The 17222-nt window shown below is 40.6% G+C and carries 17 protein-coding genes; 13 read left to right on the top strand and 4 right to left on the bottom strand.

Annotated features, from left to right (window positions below; translation table 11 throughout):
- Positions 1-25: 25 nt before the first annotated feature.
- The 4 genes from CFE23_RS09265 to CFE23_RS09250 are packed head-to-tail and all read left to right on the top strand — an operon-like array spanning position 26 to position 4899.
- Positions 26-1969, top strand: coding sequence for an AAA family ATPase (locus tag CFE23_RS09265; RefSeq protein WP_291087022.1), 1944 nt, complete (start codon positions 26-28; stop codon positions 1967-1969).
- Positions 1970-1971: 2 nt separating this feature from the next.
- Positions 1972-2577, top strand: coding sequence for a hypothetical protein (locus CFE23_RS09260; protein ID WP_291087020.1), 606 nt, complete (start codon positions 1972-1974; stop codon positions 2575-2577).
- Entirely contained in the window at positions 2574-3638 is a 1065-nt protein-coding gene (locus CFE23_RS09255) for a hypothetical protein (RefSeq protein ID WP_291087018.1), read from the top strand. The genes CFE23_RS09260 and CFE23_RS09255 overlap by 4 nt, the downstream gene beginning before the upstream one ends.
- A 1-nt stretch (position 3639) precedes the next feature.
- Positions 3640-4899: a DNA methyltransferase gene (locus CFE23_RS09250; RefSeq protein ID WP_291087017.1), complete on the top strand. Its 1260-nt coding sequence runs from the start codon at positions 3640-3642 to the stop codon at positions 4897-4899.
- Between the two features lie 375 nt (positions 4900-5274).
- On the opposite strand, the gene katG is transcribed toward CFE23_RS09250, so the two are convergent.
- Entirely contained in the window at positions 5275-7551 is a 2277-nt protein-coding gene (gene katG, locus CFE23_RS09245) for a catalase/peroxidase HPI (RefSeq protein WP_291087015.1), read from the bottom strand.
- Between the two features lie 175 nt (positions 7552-7726).
- Here katG and CFE23_RS09240 point away from each other — a divergent pair, with 175 nt between their 5' ends.
- A complete protein-coding gene (locus CFE23_RS09240; protein ID WP_291087013.1) occupies positions 7727-8623 on the top strand; it encodes a DUF72 domain-containing protein in 897 nt (298 codons plus the stop codon).
- A gap of 14 nt (positions 8624-8637) precedes the next feature.
- Here the strand turns inward: CFE23_RS09240 and rpe are convergent, their stop codons facing one another.
- From rpe to CFE23_RS09225, 3 genes are all read right to left on the bottom strand, one after another.
- On the bottom strand, positions 8638-9297 hold the full coding sequence (gene rpe / locus CFE23_RS09235; protein WP_291087011.1) for a ribulose-phosphate 3-epimerase: 660 nt from the start codon (positions 9295-9297) through the stop codon (positions 8638-8640).
- Positions 9298-9741: 444 nt separating this feature from the next.
- Complete coding sequence (locus CFE23_RS09230; protein ID WP_026707723.1) at positions 9742-10605, bottom strand: sigma-70 family RNA polymerase sigma factor; 864 nt, start codon at positions 10603-10605, stop codon at positions 9742-9744.
- A 118-nt stretch (positions 10606-10723) separates the two neighbouring features.
- Complete coding sequence (locus tag CFE23_RS09225) at positions 10724-11686, bottom strand: hypothetical protein (protein ID WP_291087009.1); 963 nt, start codon at positions 11684-11686, stop codon at positions 10724-10726.
- A gap of 102 nt (positions 11687-11788) precedes the next feature.
- Between CFE23_RS09225 and CFE23_RS09220 the strand changes: the two genes are divergently transcribed.
- The 8 genes from CFE23_RS09220 (at position 11789) to CFE23_RS09185 (ending at position 17150) form a co-directional block, all read left to right on the top strand.
- A complete protein-coding gene (locus CFE23_RS09220; protein WP_291087007.1) occupies positions 11789-12370 on the top strand; it encodes a hypothetical protein in 582 nt (193 codons plus the stop codon).
- On the top strand, positions 12363-12977 hold the full coding sequence (locus CFE23_RS09215) for a hypothetical protein (RefSeq protein WP_291087005.1): 615 nt from the start codon (positions 12363-12365) through the stop codon (positions 12975-12977). Before CFE23_RS09220 ends, CFE23_RS09215 begins: the two co-directional genes overlap by 8 nt.
- 131 nt (positions 12978-13108) lie before the next feature.
- Complete coding sequence (locus CFE23_RS09210) at positions 13109-13516, top strand: hypothetical protein (RefSeq protein WP_291087003.1); 408 nt, start codon at positions 13109-13111, stop codon at positions 13514-13516.
- A gap of 263 nt (positions 13517-13779) precedes the next feature.
- Positions 13780-14334: a GNAT family N-acetyltransferase gene (locus tag CFE23_RS09205; RefSeq protein ID WP_291087001.1), complete on the top strand. Its 555-nt coding sequence runs from the start codon at positions 13780-13782 to the stop codon at positions 14332-14334.
- A gap of 54 nt (positions 14335-14388) precedes the next feature.
- Positions 14389-14940, top strand: coding sequence for a dihydrofolate reductase family protein (locus CFE23_RS09200; protein WP_291086999.1), 552 nt, complete (start codon positions 14389-14391; stop codon positions 14938-14940).
- 150 nt (positions 14941-15090) lie between these two features.
- A complete protein-coding gene (locus CFE23_RS09195) occupies positions 15091-15591 on the top strand; it encodes a hypothetical protein (protein ID WP_291086997.1) in 501 nt (166 codons plus the stop codon).
- 69 nt (positions 15592-15660) lie between these two features.
- Positions 15661-16290, top strand: coding sequence for an HAD family phosphatase (locus tag CFE23_RS09190; protein ID WP_291086995.1), 630 nt, complete (start codon positions 15661-15663; stop codon positions 16288-16290).
- A gap of 128 nt (positions 16291-16418) precedes the next feature.
- Positions 16419-17150, top strand: a complete 732-nt coding sequence (locus CFE23_RS09185) for a hypothetical protein (protein ID WP_291086993.1) — start codon at positions 16419-16421, stop codon at positions 17148-17150.
- The last annotated feature ends 72 nt before the right edge of the window (positions 17151-17222 follow it).

Genomic DNA, 17222 nt, shown 5'->3' with positions numbered 1-17222 from the left:
TTTCTGTTTAAACAATATATCATAGATGAAAAAGTTTGATTTCCCAGTAATAAAAAAAATTAAAATTGAATATTTCAGTCTTTATAAAAAAGCAGATTTTCTTGATATAGATTTAACGAAAAATGTTTTCTGCCTTGCCGGAGCTAATGGATTGGGAAAGTCTACTTTTATAACAATAATAAATTATGCACTAACCGGAATAGTAAAAAACCCAAATCGTAAATTCACACAATATAACGAGATACCAAAATTTTATAATCAAAGCAAGGGTTTTGCTGCCACTTATTTTGATGGAAGGATTTCAGAAGATAATCTTGACCTCTCACAAGTTACAGTCGAATTCACGGTCGGTATTTACGATTATAGTATAACTCGAGGCTTTTTTGAACCTGACGAACTTAGAGGCTTTAAAAAAACTTCGCCCGATGGAGTGATTGAAGCGAATGAGAGTATGTCGCATTCGGAGATTAATGAGTTATATAAAGTTAATTTCACTAAAGATGTAAATCTCTCCCAATTTGATCAGTTTGTTTTTTTGCAATCCTATTTATTCACTTTTGACGAAACACATCAACTTTTATTTTGGGATGAAAGCCTAATGGAAAGAGTTTTGTATTTGTTTTTTGGTGTAGATGCAAATAAGGCGAAATCTGCAGATAGATTACGCAAAGAATTTAATAAGTCTGATTCGGATGCTCGTAATCTACAATGGCAAATAACAAAAACTAGGAGCGAATTAAATACTATAAAAAAGGAGATGCAATCTATTGATATAAATGATGCGTCAAATATTGAGCTTGCCGAAACACACAAATCTTTACTCGAAGAAACAGATGAATTAAATTTAGCGATAAATAGAGCTAGAGAAGAAATTAAAGAGTGTGATTTAGTTATTTCAGATTTATCTCTCCAGGCTTCATCATTGAGAAGTGAGTACGAAATAATTTTTAATAAATCATTAAAAGAAGATGTTCCGATTGAAAAAAACCCCGTCGTTATTAATATTTTAAATGAATTAAAGATTAGAATATATTCTTCAAAAGATTTTCAGGATTTAATTGACAAATTAGTCAATGAAATTAATCAGCAAAGACAACAATCAACGGAAGAAAAAAACAATCAACAGTATTTCGAGGAATTAAAAAACATCGATGAAAAATTGATGGAAATATCTAACAATATTAAAACTGCTCAAAGTAGAAAAGATCGTTTTATTGAAAACGAAAATGTTTCTGTTGACTCGTTGAAATCTGTTGGCTCTAGGATTGACGAAATTGAAAAAGATAATTTAGAGATAATTCAGAGTATAAACAGCCTAAGAGATAATGTACAGCTAAACGCTGTGATAAAAAGGTATGAAGATACAATCAGTGCATTTGTCAAACAAAAGGATGATGCTTATGAAAAAAGAAATAAGGCAAGAAAAGAGTTAGATATTCTCGAAATTGAATTAAACCAAGGATTCTCTGACGCTGAATCTAAATTTATCCCCACGTTTAATAACTATGCAAAAAGCTTTTTAGGACTTAATATTACTATTGGTCTTAGTAATGTGACTAAAGGGGCAAGTTTATTTTTAGATATTGAAGATTCGAAAAGAAAAGATTCATTTCAGTTATCAGAAAGCCAAAGATATTTTATAGATATAGCCCTGCGAATGGCGTTAATTGAATTAAGCGCTAATTCCGCGACATTTTTAATAGATACTCCAGAAGGCTCGTTGGATATTGCCTATGAAAGTCGTGCAGGTAAAATGTTTGCTGATTTTGCAAAATCTAACCATAAACTTATTATGACAGCCAACATTAATAGTTCACAATTATTGTTGGAATTGGCACATATCTGCAAAGATGAAAATATGAAGATAGAAAGAATGACTAACTGGACAACTTTATCTGATGTTCAACAGCAAGAAAGTTTACGGATTGAAGAAGCATATCAAAATATTGAAAATAAACTTAACGAATGAGTATGAAGTCTGAAGCAGTTTTCGATATGCTATACATTGGAAATAAATTACAGTTTAAAATAGAGGATTTTTCGTTATCAGAGATAAATTTTTTTTCCTATTTAAGTTGTTTACTTTCATTATACGATGGCAAAATGATTGATAATTGGGAATATGGATTCATAAAAAGTAGTTTAGGAAGCCCTATTTCAACCGATTTGGACAAGGCTTTAAATGCTTTATGTTCTAATGGCTCGTTATGTAAATCTGAAGGTGTTGATGGGTATTACAATTTATTGCCTAATGGAGAAAAAATGTTAGAATTGTATAGTACTTTATATAAATTTTCATGGCGTATACCATATTTGGAGGCTTCTTGTAAAAGTTTATCATTAATGCCTTTTGGCATTGTAAAAGATGCTATTAGTAATGAACCAGTTTTAAAATCTGCAAATAATACAGTGAATAGGCGAAGTTTACTTGAAGAAAGTAATCCGGCTACAAAATCTCTTCACAATCAATTTTCGTTGTTGAAGGTTGCGCTTGAAGATAAGTTTAGTGATTTATTGATTCCGGCAGTTGTTTGGATTGAATCATTAAATAAAGAAAATAGTGTTGTTAGGATATGATAAACGACCAAAGAGGGATAGAATATTTCAAAAAAATTGCCCAACTTCACTTTGCTGTAGTTGTGGTATCAGATTATGGTATTCAATTAACAGACGTTACGAAATTTACGGATACTATAAGTTTAATTTACAGATACCTTGCTTATAATACTTTTAAATCAGTAACAATTTATTCTGCCTTGACGGAAACTAATTATTTATCTGCTCTAATAGGCGCGAATCCAACTACATATAGTTCGTATGAAAACATTACACCTCTATCTGGTGATGACATCGTTATCGAAATCAAGTCGAATGGAGAATTAAATATATCGATAAATTATAAGATTGATATTGAGACTCTTAGGAAAGATTCTATTATTTATAATTTTGATAAACAGAAAGGTGTAGAATCTATATATAACAAAACTACCGTTAGCAGGCTTGAGCCGATTCCGGATTCCGACAGCTATTTTGCCATACAGTCTTATAAAAGCCTAGAGTTGGCTTTAGAAGATTATAAGACAAAAGTTGCCAAACATTCAGATTGCCCATATCTGCAACGAGTTTGGTTTGATAGTAATATGCTTTTTTTCAGAAAGGCGCCAGAGCACATATTACGGGATTCATTAACACATTTCTTGAAACTTAAACTAAGAAATGCTGAAATAAGACCCGAACAAATTGTAGACAAATCACACCCTGTTGACATAAAAGTTACTTGGGCATTAGCAAATAGACTGGCATTGATTGAGATTAAGTGGCTAGGAAAATCCCTGAAACATCGAAATAAACAATTCACAAAAAAGTTTTATCCAGCAAGAGCTTTGTCCGGTGCTAAGCAATTAGCTGATTATCTTGATGCAAATCTTATACAATCTCCAACTTATGCAACTATGGGTTATCTCGTAGTTTTTGATGCGAGGAGGGCGGGCTGCAATAAAGGGACTGTAGAAACATTAAATTCTACAGATGCATTGACTTTTTTAAATCAAGAAATCGTTTATAACCCTGAATATCATTCTATAAGGACGGATTTTGCAGTCCCGCAAAGATATTTTATGACACCAAAATACAGTTAAAATGAGTATAATAAATGATAATTTTGGTTTAAAAAATGGAGGTTATTCCAACTCTGAAAACACCGTTGATCTTGCAAGACATAGATGGTATTATTATAAAGAGGGTTTTTCTCCTTTGTTAGTAGAAAAGGCTATCGAAATTGCAGAAGTTGGCAAAGATGATATCGTATTAGATCCGTTCAATGGAGGAGGAACTACTACTTTAACAGCATCATCACTCGGCATAAATTCTTTTGGAATTGAAGTTAATCCATTTACTTCCTTCTTGTCATTAGCTAAAACTAGAAATGTAAAAGTCAAAGAGTTAGATAAATGGACAGATAAGATAGTTGATACTGATATGAGTTCTAGTTCTAAACTTATCGGATACTCAACCTTTAGTGAAAAGGCAAATTTAAAAAAATGGCTATTCAATACAGAGGTATTAAATTCTTTTGAAACTAGTTGGGATAAAGTAAACACTATAAAATCAAAAGAGCTAAAGGAAATTTATCGTCTTTCTTTAATTTCTGCTGCAATTCAAAATTGTAACGCAAGACGAGATGGTAAATGTTTCCGTTATAATAATGATTGGCAGAATAATGGATTAAATGATGAAAGTTTTAAAAAATCTCTACAGGCTAATCTTGATGCAATAAAAGAAGATATTCAAAGCCATATTATAACTACAAAGCCGACAATTCTAAATGGTGATTGTAGAAAAGTTTTAAAAGAGAATAAGGTTGAAAAGTTTAAATTATGTATTACCTCTCCACCATATTTAAATACATTTGATTATACGGATATTTATAGACCAGAGTTATTTCTAGGGAAATTTATTAATTCCAGCGAGCAACTTTATGATTTAAGATTAAAAACTGTTAGGTCTCACATACAAGCAAAGTGGGAGGAGCCTACATTGGCAAATTTTGGAGTACTCTATCAAAAATCTATTGAACATGTTAAATCTAATGCAGAGAATCTGATGCATAAAAATATTCCGATGATGATACAGGCATATTTTGAAGATATGTTTAGCATCTTGAAACTATTGAAAACTAAAGCGCAAAAAGATGCACAACTATGGTTTGTAGTATCAAATTCAGCCTATGCAGGAATGGAAATACCTGTAGATTTGATTGTAGGAGACATTGGGGCTCAGGCTGGTTGGTACTTAAAAGAAATAGGAGTTTTGCGTTATATAAATAAAAGAAAAACTAAACATAGCCCAGAAGTAAAATCGCTAAGAGAGAGTGTCATTATTTTCACAAACAGGAAATGATTTTAATGAAAAAATTGAAATAGTTACCCCCATTGTTACCCCCTCAATTTTTTAACCCTTGTAAACTCCCGCAAACAGAGCCGATTTCGAATTACGTTCGAACCCTCTCGCGTCACGAATAAATCAAAAGCCCTGAAAAAGAAAAGAAAGTTCGCTTTCAATTTTCTTTTTCAGGGCTTTTGATTTTCAGCGCGGAGCGCTGAGGAAGTCCGCGATAGCGGACAATCCTCCCGTGTTCAGAAAGTTCGCTTTCAATTTTCTTTTTCATGGCTTTTGATTTTCAGCGCGGAACGCTGAGGAATGCTACTTCATCAGCAATCGTTTGGCGTAAAAAAAAGCGCCAATAAGGCGCCTTTTTGTTCATAAACTAACGGTTTAAGCTAAATCAAATCTGTCCAGGTTCATCACCTTATCCCATGCCGCGATAAAGTCCTTAACAAATTTATGTTTTGCATCGTCACTTGCATAAACTTCTGCAATAGCCCTTAATTCGGAGTTTGATCCAAACACTAAATCCGCCCTGGTGGCTGTCCAACGTCTGGCATCTGTCTGGCGATCCCTGCCTTCATAAAGTTCGTTGTCATCAGAAATCGATTTCCATGTGGTATTCATGTCAAGCAGGTTCACAAAAAAGTCGTTGGTCAGCATACCCGGTCTTGAAGTGAACGCACCATGTTTTGAGCCGTCAAAATTGGCTTCCAATACACGGAGGCCGCCAATCAATACCGTTAATTCGGGTGCGGTAAGCGTGAGGAGCTGTGCTTTATCAATAAGCAAGGCTTCTGTCGAAACGGTTGATTTTGATTTTCTATAGTTCCGGAAACCATCTGCTGCCGGCTCGAGATAACCAAATGACTCTACATCGGTTTGTTCCTGTGAAGCATCCATTCGGCCCGGAGAGAATGGAATTGATACAATAAAACCGGCATCTTTCGCCGCTTTTTCAATTCCTCCGCAACCTGCAAGTACAATCAAATCTGCAATTGAGACCTTTTTGCCACTTGTTTGCGACGCGTTGAATTCGTTTTTTATGGTCTCTAATTTGTCAAGTACCCTTTGTAACCGCGACGGATTGTTCACGCTCCAGAATTTCTGCGGCGCCAGGCGGATACGTCCTCCATTGGCACCGCCGCGTTTGTCAGATCCTCTGAATGTTGAAGCCGACGCCCACGCCGTTGTTACCAGATCCGAGATATTCAGTCCAGAATCGAGAATTTTATTTTTTAATGTCGAAATGTCGCTTTCGTCAATCAAAACATGGTTGATTTGCGGAATTGGATCTTGCCAAAGTAATTCTTCTTTCGGGGCGTCTGGCCCTAAATACAAATCACGGGGCCCCATGTCACGATGGGTTAATTTGAACCATGCCCGGGCAAATGCGTCAGCGAATGCATCGGGGTTTTCTAAAAACCGCCGGGATATTTTCTCATATGCCGGATCAAATCGCAGTGAAAGATCTGTAGTCAGCATGGTTGGCAATTGCTTCTTATTGTTGTCAAAGGCATGCGGAATGACGTTCTCTGCGTTTTTAGCAACCCACTGGTGCGCGCCTGCAGGGCTTTTAGACAATTCCCATTCAAACCCAAAAAGATTTTCAAAAAAATTGTTGCTCCATTGCGTCGGTGTTTTTGTCCAGGTCACTTCCAATCCGCTCGTGATGGTGTCTGCGCCTTTGCCTGAGCCGAAACTATTTTTCCATCCTAATCCCTGCATTTCCAAATCCATTGCTTCAGGCTCTTTGCCTACATGGTCTGCAGAGGCAGCGCCATGCGTTTTCCCAAAGCTATGTCCGCCCGCAATCAGCGCGACGGTTTCTTCGTCATTCATGGCCATACGGCCAAACGTATCACGGATGTCTTTCGCGGCTGCGATGGGGTCAGGGTTGCCGTCGGGCCCTTCCGGATTCACGTAAATTAATCCCATCTGTACTGCTGCGAGCGGTTTCTCAAGGTTTCGGGAATGAATGTTGCCATCGGCGTCGTCGTCAGACACCAATATACCGTGGTGTTCTTTTACACCATCAGAACCATCGGCGTAACGAACATCCCCACCAAGCCATTCATTTTCAGAACCCCAATAAACGTCTTCCTGAGGTTCCCAAACATCGACGCGTCCCCCGGCAAATCCAAACGTCTTAAAGCCCATGGATTCTAAAGCCACGTTTCCGGTCAGGATCATTAAATCGGCCCACGATATTTTATTGCCGTATTTTTGTTTTATCGGCCAAAGCAGTCTTCGCGCTTTATCAAGGCTTACATTGTCGGGCCAACTGTTTAGCGGTGCAAAACGCTGCATTCCGGCTCCCGCGCCGCCACGTCCATCCGTAACCCGATACGTACCTGCGCTATGCCATGCCATGCGGATGAATAATGGGCCGTAGTGTCCGAAATCAGCAGGCCACCATTCCTGGGAGTCGGTCATCAAGGTGTGAAGGTCTTGTTTCAATGCCTCAATATCCAGGCTCTTAAATGCCTCCGCGTAATTAAAGTCCGAACCCATCGGGTTTGATAAAGGGGAATGTTGCCGAAGAATATTCAATTTTAATTGGTTAGGCCACCAATCTCTGTTTCTTGTGCCCTCACCGGCTACACTTTGCCTCATACTGCCGTTGTGAAACGGGCATTTACTGAGGTCTTTTGTTTCATTTTCCATTGTGGTTGGTATTACGGTTAAACGATAGTTAATTGCTAACGATAAATGTATGACATCAAGAACAATAATCAAAATTGATTGATTTTATATTTGAATAACTTTAAGCTATTAAAAAATCTGTTTTTGGTGTCGGCAGCAACCCAAACTTATTATTATATTGCGTTAAAACTATATCATGCAGTTTGGAAAAGTTGAAAACCCGGAAGATATCGATTTTACGCTGCCTCCAGATGCGCCTAAAACGCCGGAGCTACTGGGAGCACATAAAAGTGACGCTCCGTTCGAAGTGTACATCGGATGTGCGAAGTGGAACCGAACCGATTTAAAAGGCTTTTACCCCCGCGGGACTAAGGACGAACTTGCTTATTACGCTACGCAGTTCAATTCGATTGAACTTAACGCTACCTTTTACCGCATGCCGGAGTGGCAGCAGGTCGAAACCTGGAAGAAGAAAACACCGGACAGTTTTAGATTTTTTCCAAAAGTTACCGATGTCATAACCCATTACAGGCGACTCAATGACGTTAAGGAACTTATTGATAGTTTTGTTAACGCAATCAGTAACTTTGACGAAAAGCTTGGAATGGCATTTCTGCAATTGCCCGATAATTTTAAGCCGAAAGATTATGACCGCCTCGAAAAAGTACTCGGTGATTTTCCAAAAGGGGTTCCATTGGCCGTTGAAGTACGGAACGCAGAGTGGTTCCAGAAACCCATTATCGATACCTACACTGCTTTACTCGAGCGTTATAATATGGCAAATATCATCGTAGACACTGCCGGTCGGCGCGATATGCTGCACATGCGTCTCACAAGCCCTGTGGCGTTTGTGCGGTATGTCGGTGCAAATCATCCTTCCGATGTCACAAGGCTAAATGATTGGGTTCAACGGATTGCGACGTGGCGTGAACAGGGCTTACAGAAGCTTTATTTCTTCGTGCATCAAAACATTGAACTCGCATCACCATTGTTGGCAGAGCATTTTATAAAGGAAATGAACCATAGTTTAAATCTCAATATTCCGGTTCCTTTACGGCAACCGACACAGCAGTCTATTTTCGACAACCTTTAAAAATACCGAAAACGCTATTCTAATATCGACTTGAGGTTTTCAATCGTTTGGATCGGATTGTCAGAGCGGAACACGAAATTTCCAGCCACAAGCACATCGGCGCCTGCTTCCGCAAGTTGCTTGGCATTTTTATCCGTAACCCCACCATCAATTTCAATGAGCGTGGAAGCACCATTTCTAGTGATGAGCGCTTTCAATTTCCTGACCTTTGCATAGGTATTTTCAATAAATGACTGCCCGCCGAATCCCGGGTTTACGCTCATAAGGCATACTAAATCAATGTCGTTAATCACGTCTTCAAGTAAATCTATATTGGTATGCGGGTTGATGGCTACACCGGCTTTCATGCCTTCTGATTTGATCGCTTGTAAAGTACGGTGCAGGTGGGTGCATGCTTCATAATGGACGGTAAGGTTGTCAGCGCCTAAATCAGCGAAGGTTTTGATGTACCGGTCCGGATCGACAATCATCAGGTGTACATCAATGGTTTTTTTAGCGTGTTTATTAATCGCGTCCAGCACGGGCATTCCGAAGGATATGTTGGGAACAAAAACGCCGTCCATGATGTCAATATGAAACCAGTCGGCGGCACTGTCGTTGATCATTTCGATGTCGCGCTGTAAGTTTGCAAAATCAGCGGCAAGTACAGAAGGGGCAATAAGTGTTTTAGTCATGCTGTGTAGTTGTAGTTATCGTTCAAAATTCAGTATTGAGCGTTCGTTATTCAACACTCATTTTGAATTGCCTGCAAAGATAGGAAATCCGATTTTCTTTGGAGATTGAAAGCTGGATTTTGAACAACGAATATTGAATTAACCCAAGGAACGCGTTCGCTTACAATGATTCCGTTTGTTTTCCATGGCAGCGGATTAAAAATAGAAACTCTGTACCCGCGCCTGCAAGGCGAACAGAGCGGAGCTTAACCCGAGCAAAGCGAACAGACCGGTGTTTTTTTGAAAAATAAAAAACTCCGGTAATCAGCCGGAGTTTCAATCATCAATCAAAAAACGAACAGTTAATCAGACTGTTGTTGCGGTAAATATTGTTGTTGTGTTTTGTGGCTCGCAAAATACGAATTAAAAATTAAACACAAAATAATATGTTAAAAAATCATCAAATTAACCCAGGTAGGTTTTCAGGATTTTGCTTCGTGAAGTGTGTTTCAGCCTCCTGATCGCTTTTTCCTTAATCTGGCGTACACGCTCCCGTGTAAGATCAAATGTTTCACCGATTTCCTCTAAAGTCATCGGATGTTGGTCCCCTAATCCGAAGTACAAACGCACGACATCAGCTTCCCTTGGCGTCAATGTTTCCAACGAACGCTCAATTTCAGTACGCAATGATTCGTGAATCAATTCGCGGTCCGGATTTGGCGATTCGCCTGAACGCAATACATCGTAAAGGTTGGAGTCCTCACCTTCAACCAGCGGCGCATCCATAGAAAGATGGCGTCCAGAGTTTTTCATACTTTCTTTAACGTCATTTACAGTCATGTCCAGTTCTTTTGCAATTTCTTCAGCAGAAGGCGGACGTTCGTTAGACTGTTCCAGTAAAGCATACATTTTATTGATCTTATTGATTGAACCAATCTTATTCAGCGGCAGACGAACGATACGGGATTGTTCAGCCAATGCCTGCAAAATGGATTGACGGATCCACCATACGGCGTAAGAAATGAATTTAAAACCACGGGTTTCATCAAATCTTTGAGCAGCCTTAATCAATCCCAGATTTCCTTCATTAATTAAATCGGGAAGGGTTAATCCCTGATTTTGGTATTGTTTTGCTACAGAAACCACGAAACGGAGGTTTGCTTTAGTAAGTTTCTCCAACGCTCTCTGGTCTCCGGCCTTGATCTTTTGTGCTAATTCTACCTCTTCGTCAGCGGTAATGAGGTCTACTTTTCCAATTTCCTGTAAGTACTTGTCTAATGAAGCAGTTTCCCTGTTGGTTACCTGCTTTGTAATTTTGAGCTGTCTCATGTAAAATCCTCCTGTTTAATTAAGTGTACAATTCGTTATACGTATTTCATCCGCCAAAAGTTACAACAACGGATAAATTTCTTTTTTATGTGTCTGATATACGCAATTTAACAGCAGTTTAGTACAATGGATCAATCTCATACCCAAGACGCTCCGCGTAATAATCGATTTTCTTATACGCCCTGTTAAAGAATATTTTCCGGTCGCGGGTGCCGGATAAATTGAGCGATTTTGAGTTCTTGATCTGGTGAAGGAAGTATGCGCCGGCATTTTTGCAGGTATTCTGGTCTTCGGTGATGAAATAGCCTAACATCGTGTAAGGGATGAACAGCGACATTTTTTCCGTTTCTGAAACCAGTACATTGTTGTTTAGAATCAGGAGTTCATTATAATACAAGTGGAAATCGGGATTGTTTTCAGCTGATTTTTGCTCAATCGACGACATCAGCTGGCGCATTTCCTCATACAATTCCAATGCATTTTTCATAGACAAAAGCCCCGATTCTGAGAAATAAAGAATCTGCTGCAGCGTGCTATTGATCGTGGTGTCGTTCCAGATTTCACTCACTGCAACGGCATCGTATACCGTCTTCAACTGCGAACTATAGGACAATAATGATACGGGCAACACAAATTTCTCAAACGGCTCCTGCTGTTCTTTCCCGATAAGCAGGTTCATCCAGACATACAGCTTAAACTTCGACAGCAGTGTTCCGCCAATGGTATAAAACAGCGGAATATCTTTGGCAGAATAATACAGCGTCGCCCCCGGCTTGCCAATATATTGCTTCAGATAGCCCGAAGATTGCTCAAAATACAACTCCAGGTCCCCGAATGTGGCAATCTCTTTCGTCTTTTCGACCAAAACCTTGTTGTCGCCTTCAAATACATGGTCCATCGAAATCCTGAATTGGCGGCATAACATCACGGCTTCGTCAATTGAAAATTTACTTTTCCCGGAAACCCTGCGGTGGGCCGCATCATAGCTGATATTCAATACTGTTGCCACCACATCGTTGATCGAGTCTGACTTTCCAATTTGCTTCCGGATGGCCTTTAATAGTTTTTGCTGTTGATTCATAATTTGTGATAATCACAAATGTATAGCTTTTTATTATTTAAATTCACAAATGCATTTGCGTTTATCACATTAGGTTTGTATTGTAATATTAATCAAACCAACATGAAAAAAGAAACTTATGAACACCGTGGGCCAAGCAGCCAAACCCTTTTCGGGATTGTCAGGCGGATGGCGTATCTGGCACTGCTGGTCTCCATGATTTCCTGCAGCGTCCAGAATCAAATCGACAAAAGCGATTTTAAAAGGATGCCTGAGCATTTCTCGGTCAGCTTCTACGACAAACTGGACACGCTCGACTACCATTACAACAACCGGATCTATACCCGGAGTTTTGTAAAAGACTTCGTCGGGCTCGAGAACATCGATTTTTCAAAACCCATCCGGGCCACGATGAACGACAACGAATTGTTCCTTGATTTTGAAGACACCGACAAAAAGCAACATGTCCTGAAGTTCTATGGACAGCGTAGGCGCAACCGGTTTGTTTTTTACACGAGCTATGAAACGGTATCCTTCCCGGTGCTGTTCATCAAAAAGGACATGACCAAATTTACGGTGTACCTTCCCAATAATAATGAGATACTTTTTCAAAAGCATGAGGTGGGCGAAGGCATGTTCTTGTTTTTTGGAGGCGGAAGCGCGTCAAAATCAGATTATAAATTTAAACTTTTAAGAGATGAATAAACTATTGTTGCTGCTTCTGGTTGCCTTCAGGATGAATGCACAGGACACCATTGTATTCCCGAAAATCGACCTGTACAAACGGAACATTGTCGAAGTGAGCTATGGCATTCCGCTGGGCGCATTGTCAGACAAATACGAAAGCTCGGTCAACACCGGCTATTACATGCGGACGAAAATTGCGAAGCGCCAGTTCATCGATTTCGGGGCTGAGCTGGGCGGCATCATCAAAGGCCGCGCGGTCGAATACGAAGCAAACGGTGAAAAAATCCTTTTGACCGGCAGCAAGTCATCGTTCCTGCTCGGCTTGCGGTACACGAGGCTTTGGTACCTGTCCCCGAACCAGCATTTCCAGATCGAAACCAATTCCGGAATGGGCTGGAAGTACCTGCATTACAGCAAACCCGAAGGGGAAGTCTATGACAATATGGACCTTCGGCCTACGTTGAACACCATTGCGGTATCGCAGGGCATCAAAGTCATGTTTCATGGGTTTGGCGTGCTTTGCAACTACCATTATGCACCTTATGGATTGTTCGATTCCAGGGCAGAACGAAATTTTGGCGCGTCGTCAATTCAATTTGGGGTGTCCGGAAGCTGGAATTTTTAACCGGCGACCGAATTTGCGTTGATGTTTTTTATTGTGCCGACTGCATGGGATCTTTGTTTACTTTAGCGTGCAGCCTGTACGCAACCAAACTTTTAAAATTAATCTCTTAGCTGTAACATAAACACAACAACATGAAAACAAGCATCGCTTTCCTTTTTATCCTGGCCGGATTTGGATTCCTCGCCTCCTGCAGTTCCGATAACGGAAGTGCAGCTCCTCAAAACCTGGTCGGAAACTGGATATGGATGCAGTCCGTGGGTGGGATTGACGGCGGGACCGAAACGCCTTCGTCGACAGGAACCGTGCGAAGCCTCGCGATTTCTACCACAGCGGTAAAAACATATACCAACGGCGCCCTTACCGGTACCTTTCCATATACTATAGAAACGCATACCTCCATTTTTGGCGGGCAGAAGCCCATGCTGGTGTTTGCAGAAGCCCGAAAGCAGTCTTTCGAACTTACCAGCACCCAATTACGGCTTAACGATGAGTGTTATGACTGCTATTCGAGTCAATACGAGAAGGCGCTTGAAGAATAAGCCGGCATTCAGTCGAGCACTATTTTTCAATAAAAAAGCTCTAAACAGGTAAGTTTCGGGTTTTTTTGATTTAAATTGTTAAACCTGAATCCGTTTTTATATCTTAGGATCTTCCCGATTTTTTTAGGAGAAATGTATGAAAAAGTTAAAGGGGATGTTGCGAAGGTAGTGAAGACTCATCCATTAAAAATTGATTTGAAGTTGCGTATATTTGAGGGCGGGCTTTGAGCCTGAGCGGCATGGATACAAATAGAAATTAGAAAATGAACATTAAATTAGAAACGGAGCGATTAATCTTAAGAGAGGTTTTATCAACCGATGTGGATAAATTTTTTGAATTAGATAGTAACCCAAATGTTCACAAATATGTTGGAAATAAGCCTGTAAAAGACAAGAAAGAAATAGAAAAAATAATCCAGAACCTTCAACAGCAATATGCTGAAAACGGAATCGCAAGATGGGCAGTCATCGATAAAACTACCAACGAACTTATCGGTTGGTCAGGTATCAAATTAATTAGGGAACCCATGAATAATCATCACAATTTTTACGAATTGGGTTACCGGTTTATAGAACGCTTTTGGGGAAAGGGATTTGCTACAGAAACAACAATGGCACTTGTTGATTACGCATTTGAAAATCTGAGCACGGAAAATATTTATGCCATTTGTGATATAGAAAATATAGGTTCCAAAAATGTTTTGGAAAAGACGGGTTTAAAGCTTGTTGAAATATTTGATCACGAAGGAACAGCACACAACTGGTTTAAAATGACAAAATCAGATTGGTTACATAAAAAGGCGAAGCAAGCCACCTGACGTTGCCGGTCATTGTTACGGTAGAACTAACAATCAGGATTCTAATTTCAAAACATGAGAAAAGTAATAGCAGCCATCAACATGACGCTCGATGGGATTTGCGACCATACGGTGGGCATTCCGGATGAAGATTTACACCAGCACTACACGGAACTAATCGACCATTCGGGCGTTATCTTATATGGAAGGACCACGTACCAACTGATGCAGTTTTGGCAAACCCTGATCAAGGAACCCTCCGGTGAAAAGTACATGGACGACTTTGCCAAGGCAATAGACCGCATTCCAAAAATTGTCTTTTCGCATACGCTGCAAAGCACCGGATGGGAAAGTGCGACACTGGCTGCCCAGGACCTTGAAAAAGAAGTTGTAGCACTGAAACAGCAGTCGGGTAAAGATATCTTAGTGGGAAGCCGCAGTATCATCATTCAGCTCATCAACCTTAATCTGGTCGATGAGTTCCAGATTTGCATTCATCCCATGTTAGAGGGAAAGGGTCCGCAGTTGTTTGACAAAATAAAAGACCGGACAGTTTATCGGCTTTTAAAGACGAAAACATTTGGCTCAGGTTCCATTGTGCTCTATTATCAGCCAGTTCGAACCTAAACAATAGGAACAGTTGTGAACCGAAATCTTAAAAAACAGCGGTTCGTTGGTAAAATCCGCGCTCGCGCTTAATATCATAGGCGCACCACAATACTGCAGCCCACAATTTTCCTTCCGATCCTCCGTTAAAAACCAATCTAAACCACAAATATGAAAACCACTACGTTTATATTTTTGCTCTTTTCCTGCCTCAACGCGCTGGGGCAGCAATCCGGACGCGACTACGACCGATACAAAGTGCTACGATTGGGTTTAGGGTACAGCTATGTTGGGGCGCAGGATGGTGAGCAGGCGTATCATTTCATAGACTTGGGTGTGAATCGGGCGCGATATGGCGGCAGGCATGGCGGCGGGTTCCAGTACGGCATCGGTACCGAAATCGGGATCAATACCCATGGATTTATGGTTGGCCCCAAAGCAGAAGGAATGGTGTACTTCCAGTTTCTGGCCATTGGCGCTGCACTGGTCACTTTTACTGATTTTGAAGCTTTCTCACCACGGCTGGTTCCTGTCCTTGGCCTCGGGAACGAAAAGGTCAGGCTGACATTTAATCCGCACATTGTATTTGCGAATAGGGATTTGCTGCCGGTTCCGGGCTTTGTGAACCTTGCAGTGAATTTCACACTGGACCGGAAGAAATACGATAAGTAAGGCGTTGCGTTCGTTTACACGATAGTACATTTGCAATCCGGATCCGCAAAGTATCGCTTACGCGAAAAAATGATTCATCACAACAAAACAATTATGCAATATAAAAATATCATCTTCGACTTTGGGGGTGTTTTAGTAGACTGGAACCCAAGGCATTTATACAAAGACCATTTTACCAATCCGGAGGACATGGAATACTTCCTCAAAAACATCTGCACCGAAGCCTGGAATATTGAGCAGGACCGCGGGCGTCCGCTTGCTCAGGCCACTACGGAACTACAGCGGCGGTTCCCGGAGCACAGCGAATCTATAGCGCTTTTTTATGGAAAGTGGGAAGTGATGCTGAAAGGCGAAATCCCCGAAACTGTGGCACTGCTTTATAGGCTCAAGGAAAAAAATTATCCGCTGTATGGCCTGACGAACTGGTCTGCAGAGACAATTGACATTGCATACCGCAGGTTTCCGTTTTTTGCTGTGTTTGACGGCATCGTCGTATCGGGAACGGAGAAACTGATCAAGCCGGACAAACGCATTTATGAGTTGTTGCTGGACCGGTACCAGCTCAAAGCGGAGGAAAGCATTTTTATCGATGACAACATCCACAATGTTGAAGCGGCCCGAGAATTGGGATTTTATGCGATACATTTTGTTGGCGCAGCGCAAGTGGAGGCAGTACTTTCCGGAATGGTTTCATTTTAAGCTTGGTAGCGGTTGTTAAAGTGAGTCCAGACTTATAGATCCCGGGATTTTTAACATGTTCGTATACTTAAACCCGCTATATTTGAAGGGAGGCAAACAAGGTTTTGCCCCATATAAATCCGGAACAGATGAAAAAACTGATTATTGTTTTGCTTGGGATAGGCTTCCTCCAAGGTTGTGAGGAAGTGATAGATGATTTTGATAAGGGCTGCACCAGTGACTGTACCACGGTAAACGGCGTATTTGTAACCGCAGAAAATGTGCCACTCAAAGGCATTAAGATTGAAGTTGATTACAATACCCATGTCGATCATTCTTATTCAACTAGGAATATCAAAAAGGCGGTTACGGACGAGCAGGGATTTTATGACCTGACGTTTTTCGCTAAGGACACAGAATTGGGTAACGGCGGTCCCGGAACGTTCAGGCTCCAGGCTGATTTCTCGGTTTTGGACACCACCAAATACATGGTACCGGATCGGGTTTTCATGTATGGTAATTTCAACCTGAGCCGCCGTGATACGGTACTCAGCAAAGCGTTTTATGTCCCCAGGAAAGCGGTGATTAAAGTCAGCCTCCACAATTTTGTTCCCCAACAGCCAGGGGATAAAGTGGTTGTAAGTACCTTTTTTCCATCAGGAGGAAAAGTTGATGACGGATTCCTAGATACCGACTACAATACCGGTGCCCATACTGTTGCCGCCAAAAATGTCCTGAACCAGACCATGGATCTGTTTGCGGCCGCGGGGGAAACAAATATCGTTAGGGTTTATAGGGTTAAGAATGGTGTCTCTTCACAAGAGGAAATCCAGTTGTTTATTGGGCCGGGTAATCCGGTACAATTGGATTACGATTTTTAGCCGCCTACCGAATCGCGGAATGGCTATTGAATCAACAACTTGCCACGACTATTAAAGCCAAAAAACCCCGAA

Source organism: Flavobacterium sp. BFFFF1 (assembly GCF_002256285.1).
GTDB lineage: Bacteria > Bacteroidota > Bacteroidia > Flavobacteriales > Flavobacteriaceae > Flavobacterium.
The sequence above is the reverse complement of the archived record's forward strand: the minus strand, read 5'-3'. Positions and strand labels throughout refer to the sequence as shown.